18 protein-coding genes and 1 pseudogene are annotated in these 22,059 nt (G+C 72.5%); 12 read left to right on the forward strand and 7 right to left on the reverse strand.

Annotated elements, in window-relative coordinates:
* Window positions 1-11: 11 nt before the first annotated feature.
* A complete protein-coding gene (locus OG871_RS23015; RefSeq protein ID WP_371498871.1) occupies window positions 12-575 on the reverse strand; it encodes a DUF6542 domain-containing protein in 564 nt (187 codons plus the stop codon).
* Window positions 576-703: 128 nt separating this feature from the next.
* On the opposite strand from OG871_RS23015, the gene OG871_RS23020 reads away from it, so the two are divergent.
* Together OG871_RS23020 and ychF are read left to right on the forward strand one after the other, a co-directional pair.
* On the forward strand, window positions 704-1,114 hold the full coding sequence (locus tag OG871_RS23020) for a VOC family protein (RefSeq protein WP_371498872.1): 411 nt from the start codon (window positions 704-706) through the stop codon (window positions 1,112-1,114).
* A 76-nt stretch (window positions 1,115-1,190) separates the two neighbouring features.
* Window positions 1,191-2,264, forward strand: a complete 1,074-nt coding sequence (gene ychF / locus OG871_RS23025) for a redox-regulated ATPase YchF (RefSeq protein ID WP_371498873.1) — start codon at window positions 1,191-1,193, stop codon at window positions 2,262-2,264.
* Window positions 2,265-2,446: 182 nt separating this feature from the next.
* On the opposite strand, the gene OG871_RS23030 is transcribed toward ychF, so the two are convergent.
* The 3 genes from OG871_RS23030 to OG871_RS23040 all read right to left on the reverse strand — a co-directional run bounded on the left by OG871_RS23030 (window position 2,447) and on the right by OG871_RS23040 (window position 3,296).
* The gene (locus tag OG871_RS23030) at window positions 2,447-2,707 is read right to left on the reverse strand and encodes a Txe/YoeB family addiction module toxin (protein WP_371498874.1); all 261 of its coding nucleotides are present in this window, start codon (window positions 2,705-2,707) and stop codon (window positions 2,447-2,449) included.
* Window positions 2,704-2,961 (reverse strand): type II toxin-antitoxin system Phd/YefM family antitoxin, encoded by a 258-nt coding sequence (locus OG871_RS23035; RefSeq protein WP_371498875.1) that lies wholly within the window; start codon window positions 2,959-2,961, stop codon window positions 2,704-2,706. The genes OG871_RS23030 and OG871_RS23035 overlap by 4 nt, the downstream gene beginning before the upstream one ends.
* A gap of 74 nt (window positions 2,962-3,035) precedes the next feature.
* Entirely contained in the window at window positions 3,036-3,296 is a 261-nt protein-coding gene (locus tag OG871_RS23040; RefSeq protein WP_371498876.1) for a monooxygenase family protein, read from the reverse strand.
* A 94-nt stretch (window positions 3,297-3,390) separates the two neighbouring features.
* On the opposite strand from OG871_RS23040, the gene OG871_RS23045 reads away from it, so the two are divergent.
* Both OG871_RS23045 and OG871_RS23050 read left to right on the forward strand, forming a co-directional pair.
* Window positions 3,391-3,603: a hypothetical protein gene (locus OG871_RS23045; protein WP_371498877.1), complete on the forward strand. Its 213-nt coding sequence runs from the start codon at window positions 3,391-3,393 to the stop codon at window positions 3,601-3,603.
* A gap of 150 nt (window positions 3,604-3,753) precedes the next feature.
* Window positions 3,754-4,995 (forward strand): serine hydrolase domain-containing protein, encoded by a 1,242-nt coding sequence (locus OG871_RS23050; RefSeq protein ID WP_371498878.1) that lies wholly within the window; start codon window positions 3,754-3,756, stop codon window positions 4,993-4,995.
* A gap of 51 nt (window positions 4,996-5,046) precedes the next feature.
* Here OG871_RS23050 and OG871_RS23055 read toward each other — a convergent pair whose 3' ends face one another.
* Together OG871_RS23055 and OG871_RS23060 are read right to left on the reverse strand one after the other, a co-directional pair.
* Window positions 5,047-5,706 carry an HAD-IA family hydrolase gene (locus OG871_RS23055; RefSeq protein WP_371498879.1) on the reverse strand — a complete coding sequence of 220 codons (660 nt, stop codon included), beginning with the start codon at window positions 5,704-5,706 and terminating at the stop codon, window positions 5,047-5,049.
* Window positions 5,707-5,764: 58 nt separating this feature from the next.
* Window positions 5,765-6,924, reverse strand: a pseudogene (locus OG871_RS23060) (dihydrofolate reductase family protein).
* A gap of 174 nt (window positions 6,925-7,098) precedes the next feature.
* Between OG871_RS23060 and OG871_RS23065 the strand changes: the two are divergent.
* The gene (locus tag OG871_RS23065) at window positions 7,099-8,451 is read left to right on the forward strand and encodes a DUF3616 domain-containing protein (protein ID WP_371503393.1); all 1,353 of its coding nucleotides are present in this window, start codon (window positions 7,099-7,101) and stop codon (window positions 8,449-8,451) included.
* A gap of 32 nt (window positions 8,452-8,483) precedes the next feature.
* Here the strand turns inward: OG871_RS23065 and OG871_RS23070 are convergent, their stop codons facing one another.
* Window positions 8,484-9,068 carry a pyridoxamine 5'-phosphate oxidase family protein gene (locus tag OG871_RS23070; RefSeq protein ID WP_371498880.1) on the reverse strand — a complete coding sequence of 195 codons (585 nt, stop codon included), beginning with the start codon at window positions 9,066-9,068 and terminating at the stop codon, window positions 8,484-8,486.
* 332 nt (window positions 9,069-9,400) lie between these two features.
* Between OG871_RS23070 and OG871_RS23075 the strand changes: the two genes are divergently transcribed.
* From OG871_RS23075 to OG871_RS23105, 7 genes are all read left to right on the forward strand, one after another.
* Entirely contained in the window at window positions 9,401-9,553 is a 153-nt protein-coding gene (locus OG871_RS23075) for a hypothetical protein (RefSeq protein ID WP_371498881.1), read from the forward strand.
* A gap of 11 nt (window positions 9,554-9,564) precedes the next feature.
* Window positions 9,565-10,008, forward strand: a complete 444-nt coding sequence (locus OG871_RS23080) for an NUDIX domain-containing protein (RefSeq protein WP_371498882.1) — start codon at window positions 9,565-9,567, stop codon at window positions 10,006-10,008.
* Window positions 10,009-10,251: 243 nt separating this feature from the next.
* Window positions 10,252-12,999, forward strand: a complete 2,748-nt coding sequence (locus OG871_RS23085; protein ID WP_371498883.1) for a SpoIIE family protein phosphatase — start codon at window positions 10,252-10,254, stop codon at window positions 12,997-12,999.
* Window positions 13,000-13,276: 277 nt separating this feature from the next.
* Entirely contained in the window at window positions 13,277-15,790 is a 2,514-nt protein-coding gene (locus tag OG871_RS23090; RefSeq protein ID WP_371498884.1) for a SpoIIE family protein phosphatase, read from the forward strand.
* A 120-nt stretch (window positions 15,791-15,910) separates the two neighbouring features.
* Window positions 15,911-17,653: an ABC transporter family substrate-binding protein gene (locus OG871_RS23095; RefSeq protein ID WP_371498885.1), complete on the forward strand. Its 1,743-nt coding sequence runs from the start codon at window positions 15,911-15,913 to the stop codon at window positions 17,651-17,653.
* Window positions 17,654-18,061: 408 nt separating this feature from the next.
* On the forward strand, window positions 18,062-19,930 hold the full coding sequence (typA, locus tag OG871_RS23100) for a translational GTPase TypA (protein WP_371498886.1): 1,869 nt from the start codon (window positions 18,062-18,064) through the stop codon (window positions 19,928-19,930).
* Window positions 19,931-20,341: 411 nt separating this feature from the next.
* The gene (locus tag OG871_RS23105) at window positions 20,342-21,979 is read left to right on the forward strand and encodes an ABC transporter substrate-binding protein (protein WP_371498887.1); all 1,638 of its coding nucleotides are present in this window, start codon (window positions 20,342-20,344) and stop codon (window positions 21,977-21,979) included.
* The last annotated feature ends 80 nt before the right edge of the window (window positions 21,980-22,059 follow it).

Below are 22,059 nucleotides of genomic sequence, written 5' to 3' on the forward strand. Positions count from 1 at the left end.
CCGCCGGCCGGCTACCGGGCCCGGCGGATCCGGCGCTGCGCCAGGAACCGGGCTGCCACGATCAGCGCCGCGAGCCCGGTGCCGGCGAACAGCCAGCCGGCCCGCAGCGCCAGCCCGCTGGCCAGCGCCACCACCTGGCCGGTGATGCCGTGCGCGTCGACGGGCTGCCAGAACACCAGCGCCAGCGCGAAGGCGATCGGCCCGCTGATCGGGGCGGCCGGCAGGTCCGGCAGCCGGACCCGGACGGCGAGCTGGAAGCAGATCGCCAGATAGCCGAGCCCGAACAGCACCCCGAGGTCGCCGAAGAGCAGCCGGTCCGCCGCGGCGACCGCCAGGGTGGCCCCCACCGCGGCCACGCCCGTGCCGCTGCCCGTCAGCCGGGTGGGCGGGCCGCCCCGCCTGCGCCGGTCGGTCGCCAGCCGCAGTCGCAGCCGGGGGGTGGCCCGGCCGCCGGAGGCGGTGCGCAGGCGGGAGTCGGGGGGCGCGGCGGGCCCCGGTACGGCGGCCTCGGCGGCGGCACCTGTCGGCGGCCGCCGTCTCGGCCCGGGCGGCTGGGTACGGATGCTCTGCTCCACCCGCCCAACGTACGGTCCGATCATCGCCACACTGTGTAATGCCCGCGGATTGCTTCTTCCGTGTCCGGATCCGGGAGTAGGGTCGCTCGGCGGTCGCGTGACGGTTCACGCGAGGGGAGGGGATCGACATGGCCGGATTCACGTTCGAGCGCCTGCACCACGTCCAGTTGGACGTCCCGGCCGGCACGGAGGAGCGCTGCCGGGCGTTCTGGGCCGGCGTCCTGGGGATGACCGAGCTGGCCAAGCCGCCGGTGCTGGCGGCCCGCGGCGGCTGCTGGTTCCGGGGCGGAGGCGTCGAGGTGCACCTCGGCGTGGTCGCCGGGCACGTGCCCTCGGCGAAGGGGCATCCCGGCATCCTGGTCCGCTCGCTGGACGAGCTGGCCACCCGGTTGGAGGAGCACGGCATCCCGGTCGTCCGGGACGACGACTTCCCCGGCTACCGCCGCTTCCACTCGGCGGATCCGTTCGGCAACCGGCTGGAGTTCCTGGAGGCCGAGGCCGGGGGGCACGAGTTCCCGGAGCCCGACAAGGCGTCCTGACCGCGCCCCGTAGACTGGGGGATCGGCCCGGACCGGTGCCGCTCCACCTCCCTCCAAGCCCACGGGACATCGCTACATGTCGCTCACGATCGGAATCGTCGGTCTGCCGAATGTCGGCAAGTCGACCCTGTTCAACGCCCTGACCAAGAACGACGTGCTGGCGGCCAACTACCCGTTCGCCACCATCGAGCCGAACGTCGGCGTGGTCGGTGTCCCGGACGCCCGGCTCGCCAAGCTCGCCGGGATCTTCGGCTCGCAGCGGATCCTGCCGGCGACCGTGGACTTCGTGGACATCGCCGGCATCGTCCGCGGCGCCAGCGTGGGCGAGGGCCTGGGCAACAAGTTCCTCGCCAACATCCGCGAGTCGGACGCGATCTGCCAGGTCATCCGCGCCTTCGTCGACCCCGACGTGGTGCACGTGGACGGCAAGGTCTCGCCCAAGGACGACATCGAGACGATCAACACCGAGCTGATCCTCGCCGACCTGCAGTCGATCGAGAAGGTGCTGCCCCGCCTCCAGAAGGAGGCCCGCCTGAAGAAGGAGTCCGCGGCCACCCTGGCGGCGGCCGAGGCGGCCCAGAAGGTCCTGGAGTCCGGCAAGACCCTGTTCGAGGTCGGCTTCGACGCCTCCTCGGTGCGTGAGCTGCACCTGCTCACCACCAAGCCGTTCCTCTACGTCTTCAACGTGGACGAGGACGAGCTGACCGACGAGGCGTTCAAGGACGAGCAGCGCGCCCTGGTCGCCCCGGCCGAGGCGATCTTCCTCAACGCCAAGATCGAGTCCGAGCTGATCGGCATGGACGAGGACGAGGCCCTCGAACTCCTCCAGTCGATGGGCCAGGAGGAGACCGGCATGGCCACCCTCGGCCGCGTCGGCTACGAGACCCTCGGCCTGCAGAGCTACCTCACCGCCGGCCCCAAGGAGACCCGCGCCTGGACCATCAAGAAGGGCGCCACCGCCCCCGAGGCCGCCGGAGTCATCCACACCGACTTCCAGAAGGGCTTCATCAAGGCGGAGGTCATCTCCTTCGACGACCTGGTCGAGACCGGCTCCATCGCCGAGGCCCGCGCCAAGGGCAAGGCCCGCATCGAGGGCAAGGAGTACGTCATGCAGGACGGCGACGTGGTGGAGTTCCGCTTCAACGTCTGAGCAACCGCGAATTCCGCACCGGCGACCTGCCGTGGCGGCGGGTCGGAGGGGGTCCACCTGCTCGGGGTGGGCCCCTCGGTCTTCTCCGGCCCTCGGTCTTCTCCGGTGGGTCCTCTCCCGTGCCGGATTCTCCGGATCGCCGTCCGCCGTGCCCGGTCGTGGGCGAGGACCGCGGCCCCGGGTCAGCTCTCGTAGTGGTAGCGGCACTGGGCGATCAGGATGGAGTCGTCCGTGACCTTGTGGATGAGTCGGTGCTCATCGGTGATCCGGCGGGACCAGTACCCCTGGAACCCGTGCTTGAGGGGTTCCGGCTTGCCGATCCCTTCGTTGCCGTTGCGTGCGACATCGGCGATGAGCGTGTTGATCCGCTTGAGTGTCTTGCGGTCCTGGACTTGCCACCACAGGTAGTCCTCCCAGGCCCGGGAGGCAAAGGTGATCTTCACTCCGGGTCCGCCAGCTCCCGTACGGTCCCGCCGCCGGTCTCCAGTTCGTCGATCGAGGCCAGGAGGCGGCGGGCGTTGGCAGGGCTGCGCAACAGGTAAGCGGTCTCCTTGAGGGATTCGTAGTCCTCCAGCGAGACGATGACCACCGGTTCGCGCCCGGCGCGGGTGATCACTATCTCCTCGCGGTCGTCCGTGACCGCGTTGAGCACCTCGGCGTACCGTGCGCGGGACTCCGAATAGGTCATCGTCTTCATGGCTCGCCTTCCTCTAGGTACAAGAAACTGTACGTCTGTGGCTCTGTGTGGGCAAGGCTCCGCCCCCGGCGGCGTCAGGCGGCCGGGCGGGGCCCGAGGCGTTGGGTGACCCGTTCGCCGCGGTGGCCGACCGGGACCGGGGCGGTGGCGGCGGCGAGGCCGTACGGGGGCATGTCGACGTAGACGGTCTCGTAGGAGCCGGCCCGGACGATGTAGGTCTCGTGCCAGACGCCGACCTTGCCGCGGGCCTCGCGGGCCCGGCGGTTGAAGGTGCTCCAGGCCGGGCGGTGCAGCTGCTCGCGGGCGGAGGCGTAGGCGTAGGCGAGCAGTTTCACGGGGGACTCCCAGTACTGGACGAGTGCGACCCGGCTGGTCGCGGCGGTCGCCGCGCTGACCCGGCTCGGCTATCCGGCCGGCCTCGCGCACCTGATGCCGTACGCCCGGGCGGCCGAGCAGCTGGGCGTCAACGACCTGGACATGGTGCAGGAGTTCCGGGACCCGATGGCGCAGGTCGAGGCCGCCGTCGCGCTCACGGTGCTGTACGAGCCGGTGCTGCTCAGCCTGCGGCGGCTCGCGCAGGCGCAGGAGTCCGGGCGCCGGTTCGCCGCGGATCCGGCCGGGGCGGAGTGCAACCGGCCCTGAGGGAAGGCCGGTTCCGGGTCGGGGGTGCGTCCGGGTCGGGCCGGGGGTCGTTCGGGGGCGAACCCGGATGGCGGGGCGGGCGGGCCCGGGCAGGCTGGTCGCGGGATCGGAGACGCCGGTCCGAAGCAGTCGCTCGGGGGTACTCGGAACATGAACACCACGGTGAATCGCGCCCGTTGGGCCAGGCCGGCCGCCGCCGGCGCGCTGCTCGTCGCGCTGACGGCCGGCCTCGCCGCCCCGGCCGTGGCGGCCGAACCCGCCGGGCCGGGAGCGAAGGCGCCCGGGGCCGGGCTGCCGCCGCTGGACGGGGCGGCGATCCGGCGGGCCCTGCCCGCGCTGCCGAACGCCGATCTGACCAGCGCCCTGCTACGGGTGTCCGGCAGTGCGGGCGGCTTCGAGACCACCTGGGGCAGCGGCGACCTGACGACGGGCCGTCCGGTCGACGTCGACGGCCGGTTCCGGATCGGCTCCATCTCGAAGGTGTTCACGGCCACCGTGGTGCTCCAACTCGCCGGTGAGCACCGGCTGGACCTGGACGCACCGGTGCAGCGCTACCTGCCGGGCGTCCTGCCCGCCGGCTGGCCGCCGATCACGGTCGGCCAACTGCTGGACCACACCAGCGGACTGCCCAACGGCACCAGCGGTGCCTGGGGCGACGGGACCAACGCCTGGTTCGTCGAGCACCGGGCGCAGAGCGTCACCCCGCAGCAGGTGGTCGCGAGCATGGCGGGTGAGTCGCTGCGCTTCGAGCCGGGCACCGCGCAGCAGTACAACGGGATGAACACCTTCGTGGCGGGCCTGCTGATCGAGAAGGTCACCGGGCACGGCTACGCGTACGAGGTGCAGAACCGGATCATCCGGCCGCTGGGCCTGCGCGACACCGCCGTCCCGGCGGCGAGCGACCTGCGGCTGGCCCGTCCGGCCGCGCGCGTCTACCTCACCGTGCCCGGCCCGGACGGGACTTCACGGCAGGAGGACGTCACCGAGCAGAGCCCGTGGCCGTGGGCGGAGGGCGGACTGATCTCCAGCGCGCCGGATCTCGACCGCTTCTTCACGGCGCTGTTCAAGGGGCGTCTGCTGCCCCGGGCCCAGCAGCAGCGGCTGTTCACCGTCCCGGACGTGCCGAACCACGAGAACAGCCACTGCTCGACCACCCCGGACGGCAACGGCGGCCGCGCCTGCATGAGCGAGGGCCTGGAGCACGTGCAGATCAACGGCGTCGACCTCTGGGGCAAGACCGGTTCCCGGCCCGGGTACACCAACGGCGTGTTCGCGACGAAGGACCTGAGCCGGAAGATCGTCTACTCGCTCAACCCGACCGGCGTCGGCGGCGCGAACATGTCGTACGTGTTCGGCCTGGCCGACGCGGTGTTCCCGGCCGCCACCTCCTGACGGCCCAGCCGTCATGACGTGACGGCCCCGCCCGGCGTGCGGGCGGGCGGCTCAGCCGATCCGGAGCAGGATCGAGCCGTCCTGCCGCGGTTCCACGGCTATCCGGGTCAGGTCGTCCACGTGGACGGTCGGCCCGTGCGCGGCGGCGCGCGGGCCGACCCCGACCACCCGCATGCCGGCGGCCCGCCCGGCCGCCACGCCGGCCTCGGAGTCCTCGAAGACCAGGCAGTCGGCCGGGTCGACGCCCAGGGCGGCGGCGGCCTTGAGGAAGCCCTCCGGGTCGGGCTTGCTCGCGCCGACCGACTCGGCGGTGACCAGCAGCTCCGGCAGCGGCAGTCCGGCCGCGCCCATCCGGACCCGGGCGAGCGCCTCGTCGGCGGAGGTCACCAGCGCCCGCGGCAGGCCGTCGACGGCGGCGAGCAGCGCGGCGGCGCCGGGGACGGCGACCACGCCGTCGACGTCGGCGGTCTCCTCGGCCAGCATCTGCCGGTTCTCCGCCAGGTTCTGCTCCATCGGCCGGTCGGGCAGCAGGATGGCCATGCTCAGGTGGCCCTGGCGGCCGTGCACGACCTCCATCGCCGCGTCCGCGTCGAGTCCGTGGCGCTCGGCCCAGCGGCGCCAGCAACGCTCCACCACGGCGTCCGAGTTGACCAGGGTGCCGTCCATGTCGAAGAGCAGGGCGCGGACGGACAGGATGGTGGCGGCGGACATGCGGGGCCTCCCGGGGCGCTTGTTTGTTCCCCAAGAGTACAAAATCATCGGTCCGGCATCACCGGCGGTCCCACAGGTGGGCGTTGACCGCACGGGCCGCCTCGGCCAGCTCCGGTAGCTCGACCACCTCCACGCCGGCGGCGGTCAGCAGCGCCGTCCCCTGGCAGGCCGCGACGAACAGCTCGGGCTCGCGCCAGGCCACCACCACCCGGGGGATGCCCGCCGCGATGATCAGCTGGGCGCAGGTGAGCGGCCGGGAGGCGCGCTGTCCGCACGGTTCCAGCGAGCTGTAGACGGTGGCACCGCGCAGCCGGGGGTCACCGGGCGCGAGTTTGGCGAGGGCGGCCTCCTCGGCGTGGTTGTGCGCGTCGACCTCGCGGCTCCACCCCTCGCTGATCGGCTCACCGTCCGCGCCGACGATCACCGCGCCGACCGAGAACGCCGTCGCGGAGGGCGGGCAGTTGCGGGACAGCTCGACCGCGCGGGCCAGCCAGCGCAGGTCGCCCGGCTCCGGGCCGGTCTCGGGGCTGGTCACGGGGCGGACTCCTTCGGGGCGTACCTGAGCAGAACGACATCGCCCACCGTACGTGCCTCCAGCAGCCGCATCCGCCGCCCGGGCCCGCCGGGGTAGTCGGCCACCCCGAGGAAGCGCGGCGCTTCGGCCTGGCCGACCAGCAGCGGGGCGACGGCCACCTGGAGCTCGTCGGCCAGCCCCGCGGCCAGGAACTGGGTGTGCACACTGCCGCCGCCCTCGACCATCAGCCGCTCAACCCCGCGCTCGCCGAGGTCGTCCAGCACGGCGCCGAGCGCGACCTGCGGGCCCACCCCCACCACGTCGGCCAGGCCGGCCAGTTCCGCCCGCAGGCCGGGTGCCGAGGAGTCGGTGGTGTACGCGACCTTGTCGCCGCCGGTGTGCCAGAAGTTCAGGCCCGCCGGCAGCCGGCCGCTCGCACTGAGCGTGACCTTCAGCGGGTACGCGGGCTTGCCGGCCGCCTGCCGGGCCGCCCGGCGGGTGGCGGAGTTGACCAGCAGCCGGGGGTTGTCCCGGCGCAGGGTGTTGCCGCCGACCAGGATCGCGTCGCTGGCGGCCCGCAGTTCGTCCACCCGGTCGAAGTCCTCGGCGTTGGAGAGCAGCAGCCGCTCGGGGCGGGCGTCGTCGAGCCGGCCGTCGAGCGAGACGGCGGCGCTGAGCAGCACGTGGGGGCGGGTGGCGGGCATGGGCGCGGATCCAATCTGTCGGCTCGTCCGAAACGGTACGGGTATCGGTGAGCTGTTCGCCGAACCGCCGGTCGATGTATCTCCGCCGTTCGCCCGGCGCCCCCACCCTGGTCCGGACCGCGCACCCCACGTCAGTCGAAGGGCCATCAGGTGTCCCGTCCCAGCTCGCTCGGTATCGCCGCCGCAGCGCTCGTGCTGTCCGCTCTCCCCGCGCTCGCCGCACCCGCCTCCGCGGTGACCTACGGCACCCCCGTCATCTCCCTCTCGGCGAGCTACCTCTCCGGCGCGATCGGCGCCACCGGCGACCCCACCGTCACCGTGACGGTCTCCCAGAGCGGCGCGGACGTCTCCGCGCTGACCGTGGCCGCCTCCGCCAGCAGCAGGACCGCCGTGGCGAAGACCACCGACGTGGCGGTGGCCGGCACCACCGGCAGCCGCACCCTGACGGTGGCCGCGCGCGGCGTGGGCTACACCGACCTGACGATCAAGGTCACCGGCCTCGGCGGCAGGACCGCCACCAAGACCCTGCACTACGCGGCCTCGGCCGCCGTGCAGCACGCGGCGGACGCCCGCTACCTGACCGGGTCCAGCGACGCCTCGGCGGCCGTGGACGCGGGCGGCGGCTACATCGTGGTCGCGGACGACGAGTCCAACGTGCTGCGCCTGTACGACCGGAGCGCCTCCGGCGCGCCGGTGCGCACCTGGGACTTCTCCTCGGCGCTCGGCGTGTCCAAGGAGATCGACATCGAGGCCGCGAGCCGGGTCGGCAACACGATCTACTGGCTGGGCTCGCTGGGCAACAACAAGGACGGCGAGATCAAGCCCGACCGGGCGACCCTGTTCACCACCACGATCACCGGCTCCGGCGCCGGCACCCAGCTCGCGCTGGGCGGCTCGTACAAGGGCCTGCGGGCCGACCTGATCGCCTGGGACACGGCGAACGGCAACCGCTACGGTTTCGCGGCCGGCGCCGCCGCTGGCGAGATCCCCAAGCAGGTCGACGGCTTCAACGTCGAGGGCCTGGAGTTCGCGCCGGGCTCCACCACCACCGCCTACGTGGGCTTCCGCGCCCCGCTGGTGCCGCCCGCGAACGGCGGCAAGGCGCTGCTGGTGCCGGTCACCAACGTCGACCGGCTGGCGGGCGGTTCGGTGCACGCCACCTTCGGCACCCCGATCACGCTGGACCTCGGCGGCCTGTCGATCCGCGACATCCGCAAGAACGCGGCCGACCAGTACCTGATCGTCGCCGGCTCCTGGGCCGCCGACGACAACTCCGACCCGTACGCGCTCTACCGCTGGACCGGGCAGAGCGCCGACGCGCCGGTGAAGGTCGCCGACCTGCCGACCAGCGACGCCGGCGGCTGGGAGGCCGTGGTGGACGTGCCGGACCTGACCGTGCCGGGTGCCCGTGCGCAGCTGATCACCGACGACGGGTCGGCGGACCTGTACAACGACGGCACCGCGGCCAAGGACCTGACCCACGCCGAGTGGAAGAAGTCCCGCACCACCTGGTTCACCGTCGCCTGACGCGGGCCGGGCGGCCCACCCCCCCGGCCGGTTCAGGCCGGCCGGGGCGGCAGCGGCAGCGGGAGGGCGGGCAGTCCGTCGAGGCTGGTGCCGACGTACTGCTTGCCCTCGCAGTAGCCGCCGAACTCCTCGTCGCTCTTGCGGCCGAAGTACTGTGCGTGCAGCTCGCGGTCGGAGCGGTAGTCCATGAACGGCACGGCGAACCCGCAGGAGTCGCTCACCCGCTCGGCCCGGACCAGCACGATCGCGCGCAGGCCCGCGCCGTCCGCCTCGGGCGGGAAGTGCCGCAGCAGTCCGCTGAAGCGCGGGTCGTCCCGGAACACCGGCTCCCCGCGCCCGTGCACCCGAAGGACCGTCGGCGGCCCCTCGAAGGCGCACCACATCAGGGTGATCCGGCCGTTCTCCCGCAGGTGGGCGATGGTCTCGGCGGTACTGCCGCCGAAGTCCAGGTAGGCCAGGGTCAGTTCGTCGAGCACCACCAGGGTGCCGGACCGGCCCTTGGGGGAGAGGTTGACGTGCCCGTCGCCGGCGAGCGGTGCGGTGGCGGTGAAGAAGACGGGCTGGCTCTCGATGAACGTCCGCAGCCGGTCGCCGATCCGTTCGTACGTCTTTCCCATGGAGTGATTCTCCCCGCCGGCGTACCGCCGGGGCGAGGGGGTTTCCGGGCGGCCGGATTCCGTCTCGAAGGGTGAGACGACGTAGCCCGCCGTTTGCCGGGAGTTCACCTGTGGTCTGTCCATCCCGGGCGTGCTCCGGTAGTCTCGCGCCACCCGCCGCGCCTGCCCGGCGGGCCTGCCGTCCGGCTCCCCGCGCACCTCCCGCACGCCGACCGGCTTACCTGCTGTTAACCACCTCCGTACCCGCCGGTAGCAGACCGTGCCTATGGTCGGAGTTCTGCTCCGGGCCCGACCTGTCCCCCACCGGGCCGGGCCCGGTACCGTCCTGCGGTGTGGAGACCTTTCGGGTGATGCGCCAGGACGACAACGGCAACCGCTACCTGGTGGCGGCCGGCCTGTCCCGCGCGGCCGCCGAGACACTCGCCGCCGAGTACGAGGCCCGCGGCCACAAGCAGCTGTACTGGGTGGAGTCCGAGTCGGCCTAGGCTGGACGGCCATGGAGATGCGGATCGTGGTCGGCGGGGCCCTCATCCACCGGGGCCGGGTACTGGCGGCGCGGCGCAGCGCCCCGCCCGCGGTGGCGGGCTTCTGGGAGTTCCCGGGCGGCAAGGCCGAGCCCGGCGAGAGCCAGGAGCAGGCGCTGGAGCGCGAACTCCTGGAGGAGCTGGGCGTGCGGGCCAGGGCACTGCGGCAGCTGCCGGGAAGCTGGCCGGTCCGGGCCGGTCTGGAGCTGCGGATCTGGGCGGCCGAACTCGTCTCCGGTGAGCCGCAGCCGCTGGAGGACCACTCCGAGCTGCGCTGGCTCGGCCCGGCCGAGCTGGACGACGTCGAGTGGCTGGAGCACGACCGGGAGGTCCTGCCGTACGTCGCGGAGCTGCTCGTCGAGCCCGCGGAGCAGACCCCGGACCACGGCCGTCGGTCCAGGTGGGCCAATCGGTAAAGACGACCCGGATGCCGGGATAGCACCGTCTTCTGCTGGGTATGTCACTGTTCGGCAGCATTCGTCACCATCGGTGAGCCACCCGGCCGCCGGCGCGGCGACTGCCCGCACCCCGGCGTTCCGCCGCGGTGCGCCGCCCGGAAGCCGGAGGCCCCGTAGGTGGTGAGCACGGGAAGCGGCGAGGGAGAGCGGCGGCCCCACGGCCTTCCCCGGCGTGGGTCGCGGCGCTCTCCCGGGCCCGGCGTGCGCGGCGCGGCCGCCCCCGGCGGGGCCGCGGCCCGGGCCCGGCTGCGCGGGCCCTCCCGCCCCTCCCGGGCCGCCGAGGCGGACGCCGACCCGTCCGCCGACCGCCCGGCCGAACGCGCCGCCCCCGACCGGGCCGGCACCCCGGTCCGCGGCCGGCCGACGCTCGCGTACCCGGGCGCCGTCGGCCCGCAGGTCGCGCACGGCGAGCCGCCGCCGACCGGGCTGCCGCCGGAGCGCACCGGGGGCAGTCTGTTCGACGTGGTCAAGGTCGCGATCGCGATCCTGGACACCGCGGGGCGGGTGGTGCTGTGGAGCCCGGCGGCCGAGGAGATGCTCGGCTGGCCGAGCGAGGTGCTGGTCGGCCGGCGGATCGACGAGCTGATGACCGCCCCCGAACTGATCACGCAGGCCCGGGCGGCGATCCAGGAGACCCTGCGGCAGGGCCGCTGGCACGGCTTCACCGAACTGGCCGACCGGGACGGCGCGCAGGTCCGGGTGGAGGCCCGGATCTCCCTGCTGGTGGACGGCGACGGCACCCCGTTCCTGCAGGTCGCGCTCGCGGACGCGGGCACCCTGCGAGCCGTCGAGCGCGACCTCGCGGTCCGCGACGCGCTCTTCGAGCAGTCCCCGCTCGGCATCGCGATCCTGGACACCGACCTGCGGTACACGGCCGTCAACCAGACCCTGGCCGAGATGAACGGCGTCCTGCCCGAGGACCACGTCGGCCGCACCACCGGCGAGACCCTGCCCGAGCGGGCCGCCGACGAGATCACCGCGATCCAGCGCCAGGTGCTGGCCACCGGCGAGCCGGTGATCGACGTGACGCTGGCCTCGCCGCTCACCGCCCGCTCCGGCTTCCGCTCGATCTCCTACAGCCGGATGACCGACCGATCCGGCCGGGTGCTCGGCATCTCCGGCACGGTCATGGACGTGACGGAGCGCTACCGCGCGGTGGCCAAGGTGGAGCACGCCCGCCGCCGCCTGTCGCTGCTCAACGAGTTCGGCTCCCGGGTCGGCGACCTGCTGGACGCCTCCCGGATCGCGCAGGAACTGGCCGGCGCCGTGGTGCCGCGGCTGGCCGACTACGCGGGCGTGATCCTGCTGCGGGCGGTCGCGCACGGTGACGACCTGCCCAGGCACGGGCACGACCGGCGGACCTCGCTGCTCCAACTCGGCGTCGCCTCCGTCCAGGACGGCCCCGAGGTCGAGGTGATGCTCCGCAGGGGAGCCCGGATCACCTTCTCGGAGGACTCCGCCTTCGGCCGGGTACTGCGCAGCGGTGTCCCCGAACTTCTCTCGGGCAGCGACGAGTTGAGTGACATCAGCTACCCCGGGGATCCCAAGGTGCAGGCCGCCCACGACCTCGGGGTGCACTCCCGGCTGGTCGTCCCGCTGCGCGCCCGGGGCATCGTGATCGGCCTGCTGCTGGTCAGCCGGGCCGGCTACCGGGAGGGCTTCGACCGGGACGACCTGGCCTTCACCGTCGAGCTCGCCGACCGGGCCGGCTCCTCGCTGGACAACGCCCGGCTGTACGCCCGCGAGCGCACCGCCGCGCTCACCCTCCAGCGCACCCTGCTGCCCCAGCAGGTGCCCCAGCCCACCGGCGTCGAGGTCGCGTACCGCTACGTCCCGGGCAGCAGCGGCACCGAGGTCGGCGGCGACTGGTTCGACGTCATCCCGCTGCCCGGCGACCGCACCGCCCTGGTGGTCGGCGACGTGATGGGCCACGGCCTGCGGGCCGCCGCCACGATGGGCCGGCTGCGCACCGCCGTCCGCACCCTGGCCGGCCTGGACCTCGCCCCCGAGCTGCTGCTGCGGCACGTCCACGAGCTGGCCGACGACCTGGCCCAGGGGCCCGACGAGGCGCTCCTGGCCACCTGCGTGTACGCCGTCTTCGACCCCGCCACCGGCAAGCTGGTGGCCACCAAGGCCGGCCACATCCCGCCCGTCCTGATCGTGCCGAAGGGCGAGGGCGTCGACGGGCCGGTGCGGACCGGCGGACCGCTGCCCGGCGGGGTCGGCCAGGTGCTCGACCTGCCCTCGGGTGCCCCGCTGGGGGTCGGCGGCGTCCCGTTCGAGTCGATCGAGCTGGAGATCCCCGAGGGGAGCCTGCTGGCGATGTGCACCGACGGGCTGGTGGAGTCCCGCGACAAGGACCTGGACGTCGGGCTCGGCCGGCTGCTCAGTGTGCTGGAACAGCCCTACGCCTCGATCCAGCAGGCCTGCGAGGCGGTGCTGGCCACCATGGAGCAGGGCCGTGAGCCGGACGACGTGGCCCTGCTGCTGGCCCGGCTCGGCCGGGGCCAGACCGGGGTGCCGACCGCCGGCTGGACGCTGCCCGCCGAGCCCACCGCCGTCTCCCGGGCCCGCCGGCTGGTCCGCGGCGCACTCGCCGACTGGACCGTGGAACACCTCACCGACACCGCGGAGCTGCTGGTCAGTGAGCTGGTCACCAACTCCGTCCGGTACGCCAGCGCACCGATCGGCGTCCGGCTGACCCTCGGCGAGACCCTGCTGGTGGAGATCTCCGACCCGCTGCCCGACCCGCCCCGGGAGCGGCACGCGGCCGAGGGCGACGAGGGCGGCCGCGGCCTGGAACTGGTGCGCCGGCTCGCCCTGCACTGGGGGGCCAGGGCCGAGGGCGTCGGCAAGACGGTCTGGTTCGAGCTCCCGCTCGGCGAGTACCCGGATCTCTCGTTCGGCGAGCACCCGGTCGTCCTGCTCGACGACCACCCGGAGGTGTGAGCACCGCACCCGGACGACCGGTTCACGCCATCCGGGGTCGAGATCCGGCCGTCCTGTCCCGCCGTCCGGCCGACTCGGCCCCGTTCCGGAGACTGGGGTTCAGCCGCCCGATTCGATGTTGTGATGTCAGGGACGTGTGCGCCCGCGTCCGGATGATGAATACTCGGACTTCGAATATTCGGTCTTCTCGACATCCGGATGGGCACGGGTTGGAGGGGTCGGTCCGTTGAACAGTCTCCCGGCGCGGAACGCGACGAGCGGCAGCGGTCATGCCGCCGTGCCCGGTCAGCCGGGTGCCCCGATCGGGGCGCGTCGCCCGGTACCGGCACCCGCGCCCCCCGGCTGGGGCCACGGCGCGGCCGGCTCCATCTACGACTACATCCGGGTCGCCACCTTCGCGATCGGCCCGGACGGCCGGATCAGCCAGTGGAGCGACCGCGCCGCCGAGTTCTTCGGCTTCCCCGCCACCGACGCGGTCGGGGCCGACCCGATCACCACGTTCGTCCCGCGCGAGCTGTGGCAACGCGGCCGGGCCCGGCTGGAGCGGATCCTCGACGGCGAGGAGTGGGTCGGCACCGCCCCGTACCGGGACATGGCCGGCGGCGAGGGACTCGCCGAGCTGTACGTGATGCCGGCCAGCACCGGCCGCGACGCGCCCGGGGCCACCTGCCTCGCCGTCGACCTCGGCCGGCTGCGCACCATCGAGACCGAGCTGGCCGCCTCCGAGGCGGTCTTCGGCCAGACCCCCACCGGCTTCTTCCTGTTCGACCCGCAGCTGCGCCTCCAGCGGGTCAACGACGCCTTCGCCGGCGCCGTCGGCCTGGCCCCGCCGGACCTCCAGGGGCTCGGCCCGGCGGACGTCTTCCCGGCCGGGGAGGCCGAACGCCTGCTGGTGGCCCTGCGCAAGGTGCTGAGCACCGGCGCCCCCATCCTCGACCTGCGGTTCAGCGGCGCGGTGCCGGTCGCCCGGCCGGTCGGCGACGGCCGTGAGCTCGCCCGCCGGGACGAGAACCGGGCCTGGTCGATCTCGCTCTACCGGCTGAACAGCACGGCCGGCCACCCGATGGGCGTGGCCGGGCAGGTGCAGGACGTCACCAGCCGCCACATCGCCGAGCGCGAGGCGGCGGGCGTCCGCCGCAACCTCGCCCTGCTCAACGAGGCGAGCAGCCACATCGGCTCCACCCTCGACCTGGAGACCACCGCCAACGAACTGCTCGACGTGATCGTCCCGCAGTTCTGCGACGTGGCCAACGTCGACCTCTACACCGCCCTGCTGACCGGCGACGCCGGGCCGCTGACCGGCCGACCCGGCGTCCTGGACGGCTGCGGCGAGCTGCGCCGGGTCGCCGTGCGCAGCAGCGTCGGCAACGCCTCCTCGGTGTTCGGCTCGCAGGGCGGCACCGTCCAGGTCGCCGAGGCCGGCGGCACGCTCTGCTACCCGCCCAGGTCCCCGCACGCCCGGGCGCTGCGCACCGGCCGCTCCACCGTGCCGCAGCCCGGCCCGGACCCACTGCTGCGCTCGACCCTGGTCGTCCCGCTGGTCGCCCGCAACCAGGTCCTCGGCCTGGTCCAGCTCTCCCGCGCGATCGGCAGCGAGCCCTTCGACGCCCGCGACGTCGCCATCGCCGAGGAGCTGGTGGCCCGCGCCGCGGTCTGCGTGGACAACGCCCGGCTCTACCGCCGCGAGCACGAGCGCGCCCTGATCCTGCAGCGCAGCCTGCTGCCCCCCGGCAAACCGGCCGCCAGCGGCCTGGAGATCGCCCGCCGGTACCTGCCCAGCAACAACAACACCGAGGTCGGCGGCGACTGGTTCGACGTCATCCCGCTGCCCGGCAGCCGCACCGCGCTGGTCATCGGCGACGTGATGGGCCGCGGCCTGCGCGCGGCCGTCGCGATGGGCCAGCTCCGGACGGCGGTGCGCACCCTCGCCATGCTCGACCTGGACCCGGCCGAGGTGCTCTCGGCGCTGGACGAGATCGCCCGGGGCCTGGGCGACGACACCCAGTCCGGCGAGGAGATCTCCGAGGTCTACCTGGCCACCTGCGTGTACGCCGTCTACGACGCGGTCAAGCAGCGCTGCGTCTTCGCCAACGCGGGCCACCTGCCACCCGCGCTGATCGCCCCGGGCGAGCCGGCCCGGATGGTCGAGGTGCCGCCCGGCCTGCCGCTGGGCGTCGGCGGTGAGCCCTTCGAGGAGGTCGAGGTGTCCCTCACCGAGGGCACCGTGCTCGGCCTCTACACCGACGGCCTGGTGGAGTCCCGCAAGCACCAGCTGGACGAGGGCCTGCGGGCCTTCCGGGAGGCCCTGGACAGCGGCTCCCGCGAGCTGGAGCAGCTCTGCGACGAGGTGCTGGAGGAGCTCAACCCGCACCACGGCGAGGACGACATCGCCCTGCTGATGGCCAAGGTCGTGCCGCTGGCGGAGGACTCGGTCGGCGACTGGAAGCTGCCGCCGGAGCTCACCTCCGTCGCCAAGGCCCGCGAGCTGGCCTGCCGCTGGCTGCTGGTGCGGGGCCTGGACGAGCTGGTCGACACCACCGAACTGCTGGTCAGCGAGCTGGTCACGAACGCGCTGCGGCACGGCCGCGGCGACATCCGGCTCAGGCTGCTGCGGGACCGCACGATGGTCTGCGAGGTCTGGGACGACGGCTACTCCCAGCCGCGGCAGCGCCGTGCCCAGGAGACCGACGAGGGCGGCCGCGGCCTGCAACTGGTCAGCCTGCTGGCGGAGCGCTGGGGCAGCCGCCGGACGCCCAAGGGCAAGATCGTCTGGTTCGAGCTCTCCCTCTAGCCCGGGCGGGTGTTTGTCCCCGCCGCCCCGCCGTGTCGCCGGGGCGGCAGGCCCGTGCGTGTCCTTCAGTGGTCATCCCACCCGTCTGTTCGGGTCGGCCGACTATCGACGGAGGAGCGCATGCGCGCCAACCAGGTCGTCGCGGTGGCCATCGCCCTGCTGCTGGCCGGTACCGCGGCCGGTTGCTCGGACGACCCCGCACCCTCAACCGCCGCCGCCGACCTCGGCGGCACCGACCGGTCGACCGTCCGTGAGGGCGGCACCCTGCGGTGGGCCGTGGACGCCGTTCCGACGACCCTGAACGTCCACCAGCCCGAGGCCACCGCCGACTCCGCGCTGCTGGCCCACGCGCTGCTCCCGAGCCTGTTCCGGCTCGATACGCACGCCCGTGCCAGCGCCGACCCGGACTACCTGGTGTCCGCCGAGTCCACCCCGCCGGGGCAGCGCCCGCAGACCGTCACCTACCGGCTCAACCCCAAGGCGGTGTGGAGCGACGGCACCCCGGTCTCCGCCGCCGACTTCACCGCCCAGTGGAAGGCCCTGTCCGGCAGCGACCCGGCCTACCACAGCGACCACCCGGCCGGGTACGCCGGAATCGAGTCGGTCACCCAGGGCGCCGACCCGCACGAGGTCAGGGTCGTCCTGACGCAGCCGTACGCGGCCTGGCGGGCCTTGTTCAGCCCGCTCTACCCGGCGGCCGTCACGGGCACCCCGGAGGCCTTCAACCAACCGCTGGCCGACACCTTCAGGACCTCGGCCGGCCCGTTCACCGTGGCGGCGTACGACGCGGCCGGCGGCAAGGTCGCGCTGGCCCGCAACCCGCGCTGGTGGGGGGAGCCGGCCAAGGCCGAGGAGCTGGACTTCCTGGCCGTCCCGGCCGCCGACCGGCTGGACGCGCTGGACCAGGACCGGCTGGACATCGCCGCGCTGACCGCCTCCGTCGACCACGCCGTGCCGGCCGCCGGCGCGGGCTCCGCGGCGCCCCCGGACGCGGCGGCCGCCGCCGAGGCCTCCGCGCAGGCCCTCAAGCGCGCCGAGGCGCTGCCCGGCCTCACCCTGCACCGGGCGGCCGCCGCCGCCTTCACCCAGCTCACCCTGAACTCCTCCCGGGGCGCCCTGGCCGACCAAGCCGTCCGCCGTGCCGTCGCCCGCGCGGTCGACCGCCAGAAGACCGCCACCGCCGCGCTCGGCCCGCTCGGCCTCAAGGCCGCCGCGCTCGGCAACCACCTGCTGATGACGGACCAGGACGGCTACCGGGACAACAGCTCGGCCCTCGGCGACACCCCCGCCGCCGACCTGCTCGACCAGGCGGGGTGGCGGGCGAACGGCGCCACCCGCAGCAAGGACGGCAAGGAGCTGAGCCTCACCCTGCTGATCCCGGACGGCTCCGCCACCGCCCGCCGGACCGCGGACGAGCTGGCCGCCGAGCTCACCGCGGCCGGAATCGCGGTCAAGCCGCAGGCGGTCGCCCCGGAGACCTTCGTGGCGCAGCACCTGGCCACCGGCGACTTCGACCTGGCCCTTTTCTCCTGGCCGGCCACCGGCTACCCGGGCGGCGAGGACCGCGCGCTGTACGCCAAGCCGCGGCCCGGCCCGGACGGCCTGCCGGTGGTCGGCCTGAACTACGCCAGGACCGGCAGCGAGGAGATCGACCAGCTGCTCGACCGGGCGGCCGCCGAGCTGGACCCGGCGGCCCAGCGTGACCTGCTGCAGAAGGCCGACGCGCGGATCTGGCAGCTGGTCCACTCCGTTCCGCTCTACCAGCGGCCCGACCTGGTGGCCGTCCGTAACAGCGTGGCCGGCGCCGGGGCGTACGGCTTCACCAGCCCCCGCTTCCAGGACGTGGGCTTCCTCAAGGGCTGACCGGCTCGCCCGCGGAGCCCACCAGCGGCGCGATCCGGCGGCCGAGGACGGCGGTCCCGGCCGGCGGGGGCGGGCGGGGCGAACGGCGCGGAGAGCGCGCAGAGCGTTCCGAGCAGGGTGTGGCGCACGACCGGCGCCGGGGCCTCAGGACGGCCGGACCGGCCTGGGGCCCGGGCGGTTCGGAGGGCGGAGCACGTGTCCCAGTTGTGATCTTGACCCCCTCGGGGCCCTCCGTTTCGGCCCGCATGGGTGGTTCCCCGTACGATAGGAGGAAGCCGTGGCATGTCGTGCCCGGCAGGTGGACCGGTAGTAGCAGGCGGTACGGCGGCAGCGATCAACAGGGGTCGCAGGGTCGCAGGGTCGCAGCCGGGGCGCCGTAACCCACGATTTCGGGAGAGTTCGCTCCGCATGCCCACGCGCAATGACATCCGCAACGTTGCCATCGTCGCCCACGTCGACCACGGCAAGACCACGCTGGTCGACGCCATGCTGAAGCAGGCCGGCGCCTTCGCCGCCCACCAGCACCTCGACGACCGAATGATGGACTCGAACGACCTGGAGCGCGAGAAGGGCATCACCATTCTCGCGAAGAACACGGCCGTCAAGTACCACCCCAAGGAGGGTGGCGCCCCGATCACGATCAACATCATCGACACCCCGGGCCACGCCGACTTCGGTGGCGAGGTCGAGCGCGGTCTGTCGATGGTGGACGCGGTCGTCCTGCTGGTCGACGCGTCCGAGGGTCCGCTGCCGCAGACCCGCTTCGTGCTCCGCAAGGCCCTGACCGCGAAGCTCCCGGTCATCCTGTGCATCAACAAGACCGACCGTCCGGACGCCCGGATCGACGAGGTCATCAACGAGACCTACGACCTCTTCCTGGACCTGGACGCCACCGAGGAGCAGATCGAGTTCCCGATCGTCTACGCCTGTGCGCGTGACGGCGTCGCCTCGATGACCAAGCCCGAGGACGGCACCGTCCCGGCCGACAGCGACTCGCTGGAGCCGTTCTTCTCGACGATCCTCGAGCACGTCCCGGCCCCGGTGTTCGACGAGGAGGCCCCGCTCCAGGCCCACGTCACCAACCTGGACGCCGACAACTTCCTCGGCCGTATCGCGCTCTGCCGCGTCGAGCAGGGCGAGCTGCGCAAGGGCCAGCAGGTCGCGTGGATGAAGCGGGACGGCTCGGTCCAGCAGGTCAAGATCACCGAGCTGCTGATGACCGAGGCGCTCACCCGCAAGCCGGCCGAGGTGGCCGGTCCCGGCGACATCTGCGCCGTCGCGGGTATCCCGGACATCATGATCGGTGAGACCCTGGCCGACCTGGAGAACCCGGTCGCCCTGCCGCTGATCACCGTGGACGAGCCGGCCATCTCGATGGTCATCGGCACCAACACCTCGCCGCTGGTCGGCAAGGGCGGCAAGGGCCACAAGGTCACCGCCCGCATGGTGAAGGACCGCCTGGACCGCGAGCTGATCGGTAACGTCTCGCTGCGCGTGCTGCCGACCGAGCGTCCGGACGCCTGGGAGGTCCAGGGCCGCGGTGAGCTGGCGCTGGCGATCCTGGTCGAGACCATGCGCCGGGAGCTGTTCGAGCTGACCGTCGGCAAGCCGCAGGTGGTCACCAAGGTCATCAACGGCAAGGTGCACGAGCCGGTCGAGCGGATGACCATCGACAGCCCCGAGGAGTACCTCGGTGCGATCACCCAGCTGATGGCGACCCGCAAGGGCCGTATGGAGACCATGACGAACCACGGCTCCGGCTGGGTCCGCATGGAGTTCATCGTGCCCTCGCGCGGCCTGATCGGCTTCCGTACCCAGTTCCTCACGGACACCCGCGGCACCGGCATCGCGCACTCCATCTTCGAGGGCCACGAGCCGTGGTTCGGCGAGCTGCGGATGCGCAACAACGGCTCGCTGGTGGCCGACCGGGCGGGCGTCGTGACGCCGTTCGCCATGATGGGCATCCAGGAGCGCGGCACGCTGTTCGTCGAGCCCACGACCGAGGTGTACGAGGGCATGATCGTCGGCGAGAACTCGCGCCAGGACGACATGGACATCAACATCACCAAGGAGAAGAAGCTCACCAACATGCGTGCGGCTTCCTCGGACACCACCGAGAACCTGGTGCCGCCGCGCAAGCTCTCGCTGGAGCAGTCCCTGGAGTTCTGCCGCGAGGACGAGTGCATCGAGGTGACCCCGGAGACCGTGCGTATCCGCAAGGTCGTCCTGGACCAGAAGGAGCGCGGCCGTACGGCCTCGCGCGCCAAGAAGAACTGATCCCAGCCGGCGTCGGCCGGCCGTCCGTCCTTCGGGGCGGGCGGCCGGCCGACGCCTTTCTTACGCTCTGCAGTCGACGCGCGTAGCAGTTCACACGTCAGTAGTTCGCTATCCGAACGTGACAGACCGTCATGCATGTCAACTGTCCGTTTCGACCCTGTCTGTGTATGTCGCAAATGTCCGATTATCGAAACTAACTGGCTACCCATGTGACCAAATTGAGATCCCTAGTGGTCATGTTCGTATCCGTGTGTGACCGATAGTGGGTTCAGTCGAGCTCGGGTCAAGGGTTACGCGCAGGGGTGCGCGCCGAACCTCGGGCGAGGAAAGCACCGTTCGGCCATGGCAGTCGATGCCGGCCAACTCCCTCGGTGCGCTCTCGTTTGAAACACGGATTCAGGAGGCACACCCATGCGCGGTGCCAGCCAGGCCAAGTGGGTCGTCGCAGCAGTCGCGGTCGCCCTCGCAGCTACCGCTTGTGGCAGCAACGGTGCGAGCAGCGGCGGCGCCGCGAACGACGCCGCCGTCAACGCCACCGGCACGTTCAGCTACCAGAGCAGCGAGCCGCAGAACCCGCTGCAGCCGGCCAACGCCATGGAGGTCGGCGGCGGGCGCATCATCAAGCAGCTGTTCAAGGGCCTCGTGGACTACGACCCCGCCGACGGCAAGCTGCGCAACCAGGTGGCCGAGAAGATCGAAACCACCGACGCCACCAACTACACCGTCACCCTGAAGTCCGGTTGGACCTTCCACGACGGCACCCCGGTGACCGCGGCCTCCTTCGTGGACGCCTGGAACTGGTCGGCCAACACCAAGAACGGCCAGATCAACTCCGACTGGTTCTCCGACATCGCCGGCTACGACGCCGTGCACCCGGAGAAGGGTGACCCGACCGCCGAGACCATGTCCGGTCTGAAGGTCGTCGACGACACCCACTTCACCATCCAGCTGACCGGCCCGGTCTCGTACTTCCAGTACAAGCTCGGCTACACGGCCTTCTCGCCGCTGCCGAAGGCGTTCTTCACCGACCCGGCGAAGTACGGCCAGAACCCGGTCGGCAACGGCCCCTACAAGTTCGTCTCGTGGGAGCACAACAAGGCGATCACCGTCGCCGCGTACGACAAGTACGCGGGCCTCGACAAGCCGAAGAACGGCGGCATCGTCTTCAAGAACTACACCCAGCCCGAGGCCGCGTACAAGGACCTCGTGTCCGACAACGTGGACGTGCTGGACCAGGTCGACCCGAGCGACCTCGCCTCCTACAAGACGGACCTGGGCAGCCGGGCCGTCGACCAGGCCCAGGGCGCGATCCAGAACATCTCCTTCGCCCTGTACCAGGACGGCTGGAAGCCGGTCGACAAGGCCAAGGTCCGCCAGGGCCTGTCGATGGCGATCGACCGCGACACCATCACCAAGACCGTGCTGAACGGCTCGCGTCAGCCGGCCGACAGCTGGGTCGCCCCGGGCGCCATGGGCTACAAGGCCGGCACCTGCGGCGACGCCTGCAAGTACGACCCGGCCAAGGCGAAGCAGCTGATCACCGAGGGCGGCGGCGTCCCCGGCAACAAGATCACCATCGTCTACAACTCCGACGGCGGCCACAAGGAGTGGGTGGACGCGGTCTGCAACTCCATCCGCCAGGCCACCGGCGTCGAGTGCCTCGGCGACCCGAAGCCGGACTTCAAGACCTCGCGCGACCTGATCAAGAAGAAGCAGGTCGAGAGCATGATGCGGACCGGCTGGGTGCAGGACTACCCGCTGAACGCCAACTTCCTGCGCGACGTCTACGGCACCGGTGCCGCCGCCAACGACGGCAGCTACTCCAACCCGGAGTTCGACAAGCTCGCCGCCGAGGCCGACAAGGCCACCTCGGTCGAGAAGACCGCGGAGCTCTACCAGCAGGCCGAGGCCCAGCTGGCCAAGGACATGCCGGCGATCCCGCTCTGGTACTACAAGACCACCTCGGGCTACTCGAACAACGTCCAGAACGTGAAGTTCGACTCGTTCGGTGACCCGGTCTTCACCCAGGTCGAGGTCAAGCAGAAGTAATCAGGCCGGCACCGCACGGCTTGAAACGACACGGCCGGTGCCCTCCGCCCCACAAAGGCGGACCGGCACCGGCCTTGTCA

The organism is Kitasatospora sp. NBC_00374, from assembly GCF_041434935.1.
Classification (GTDB): Bacteria; Actinomycetota; Actinomycetes; order Streptomycetales; family Streptomycetaceae; genus Kitasatospora.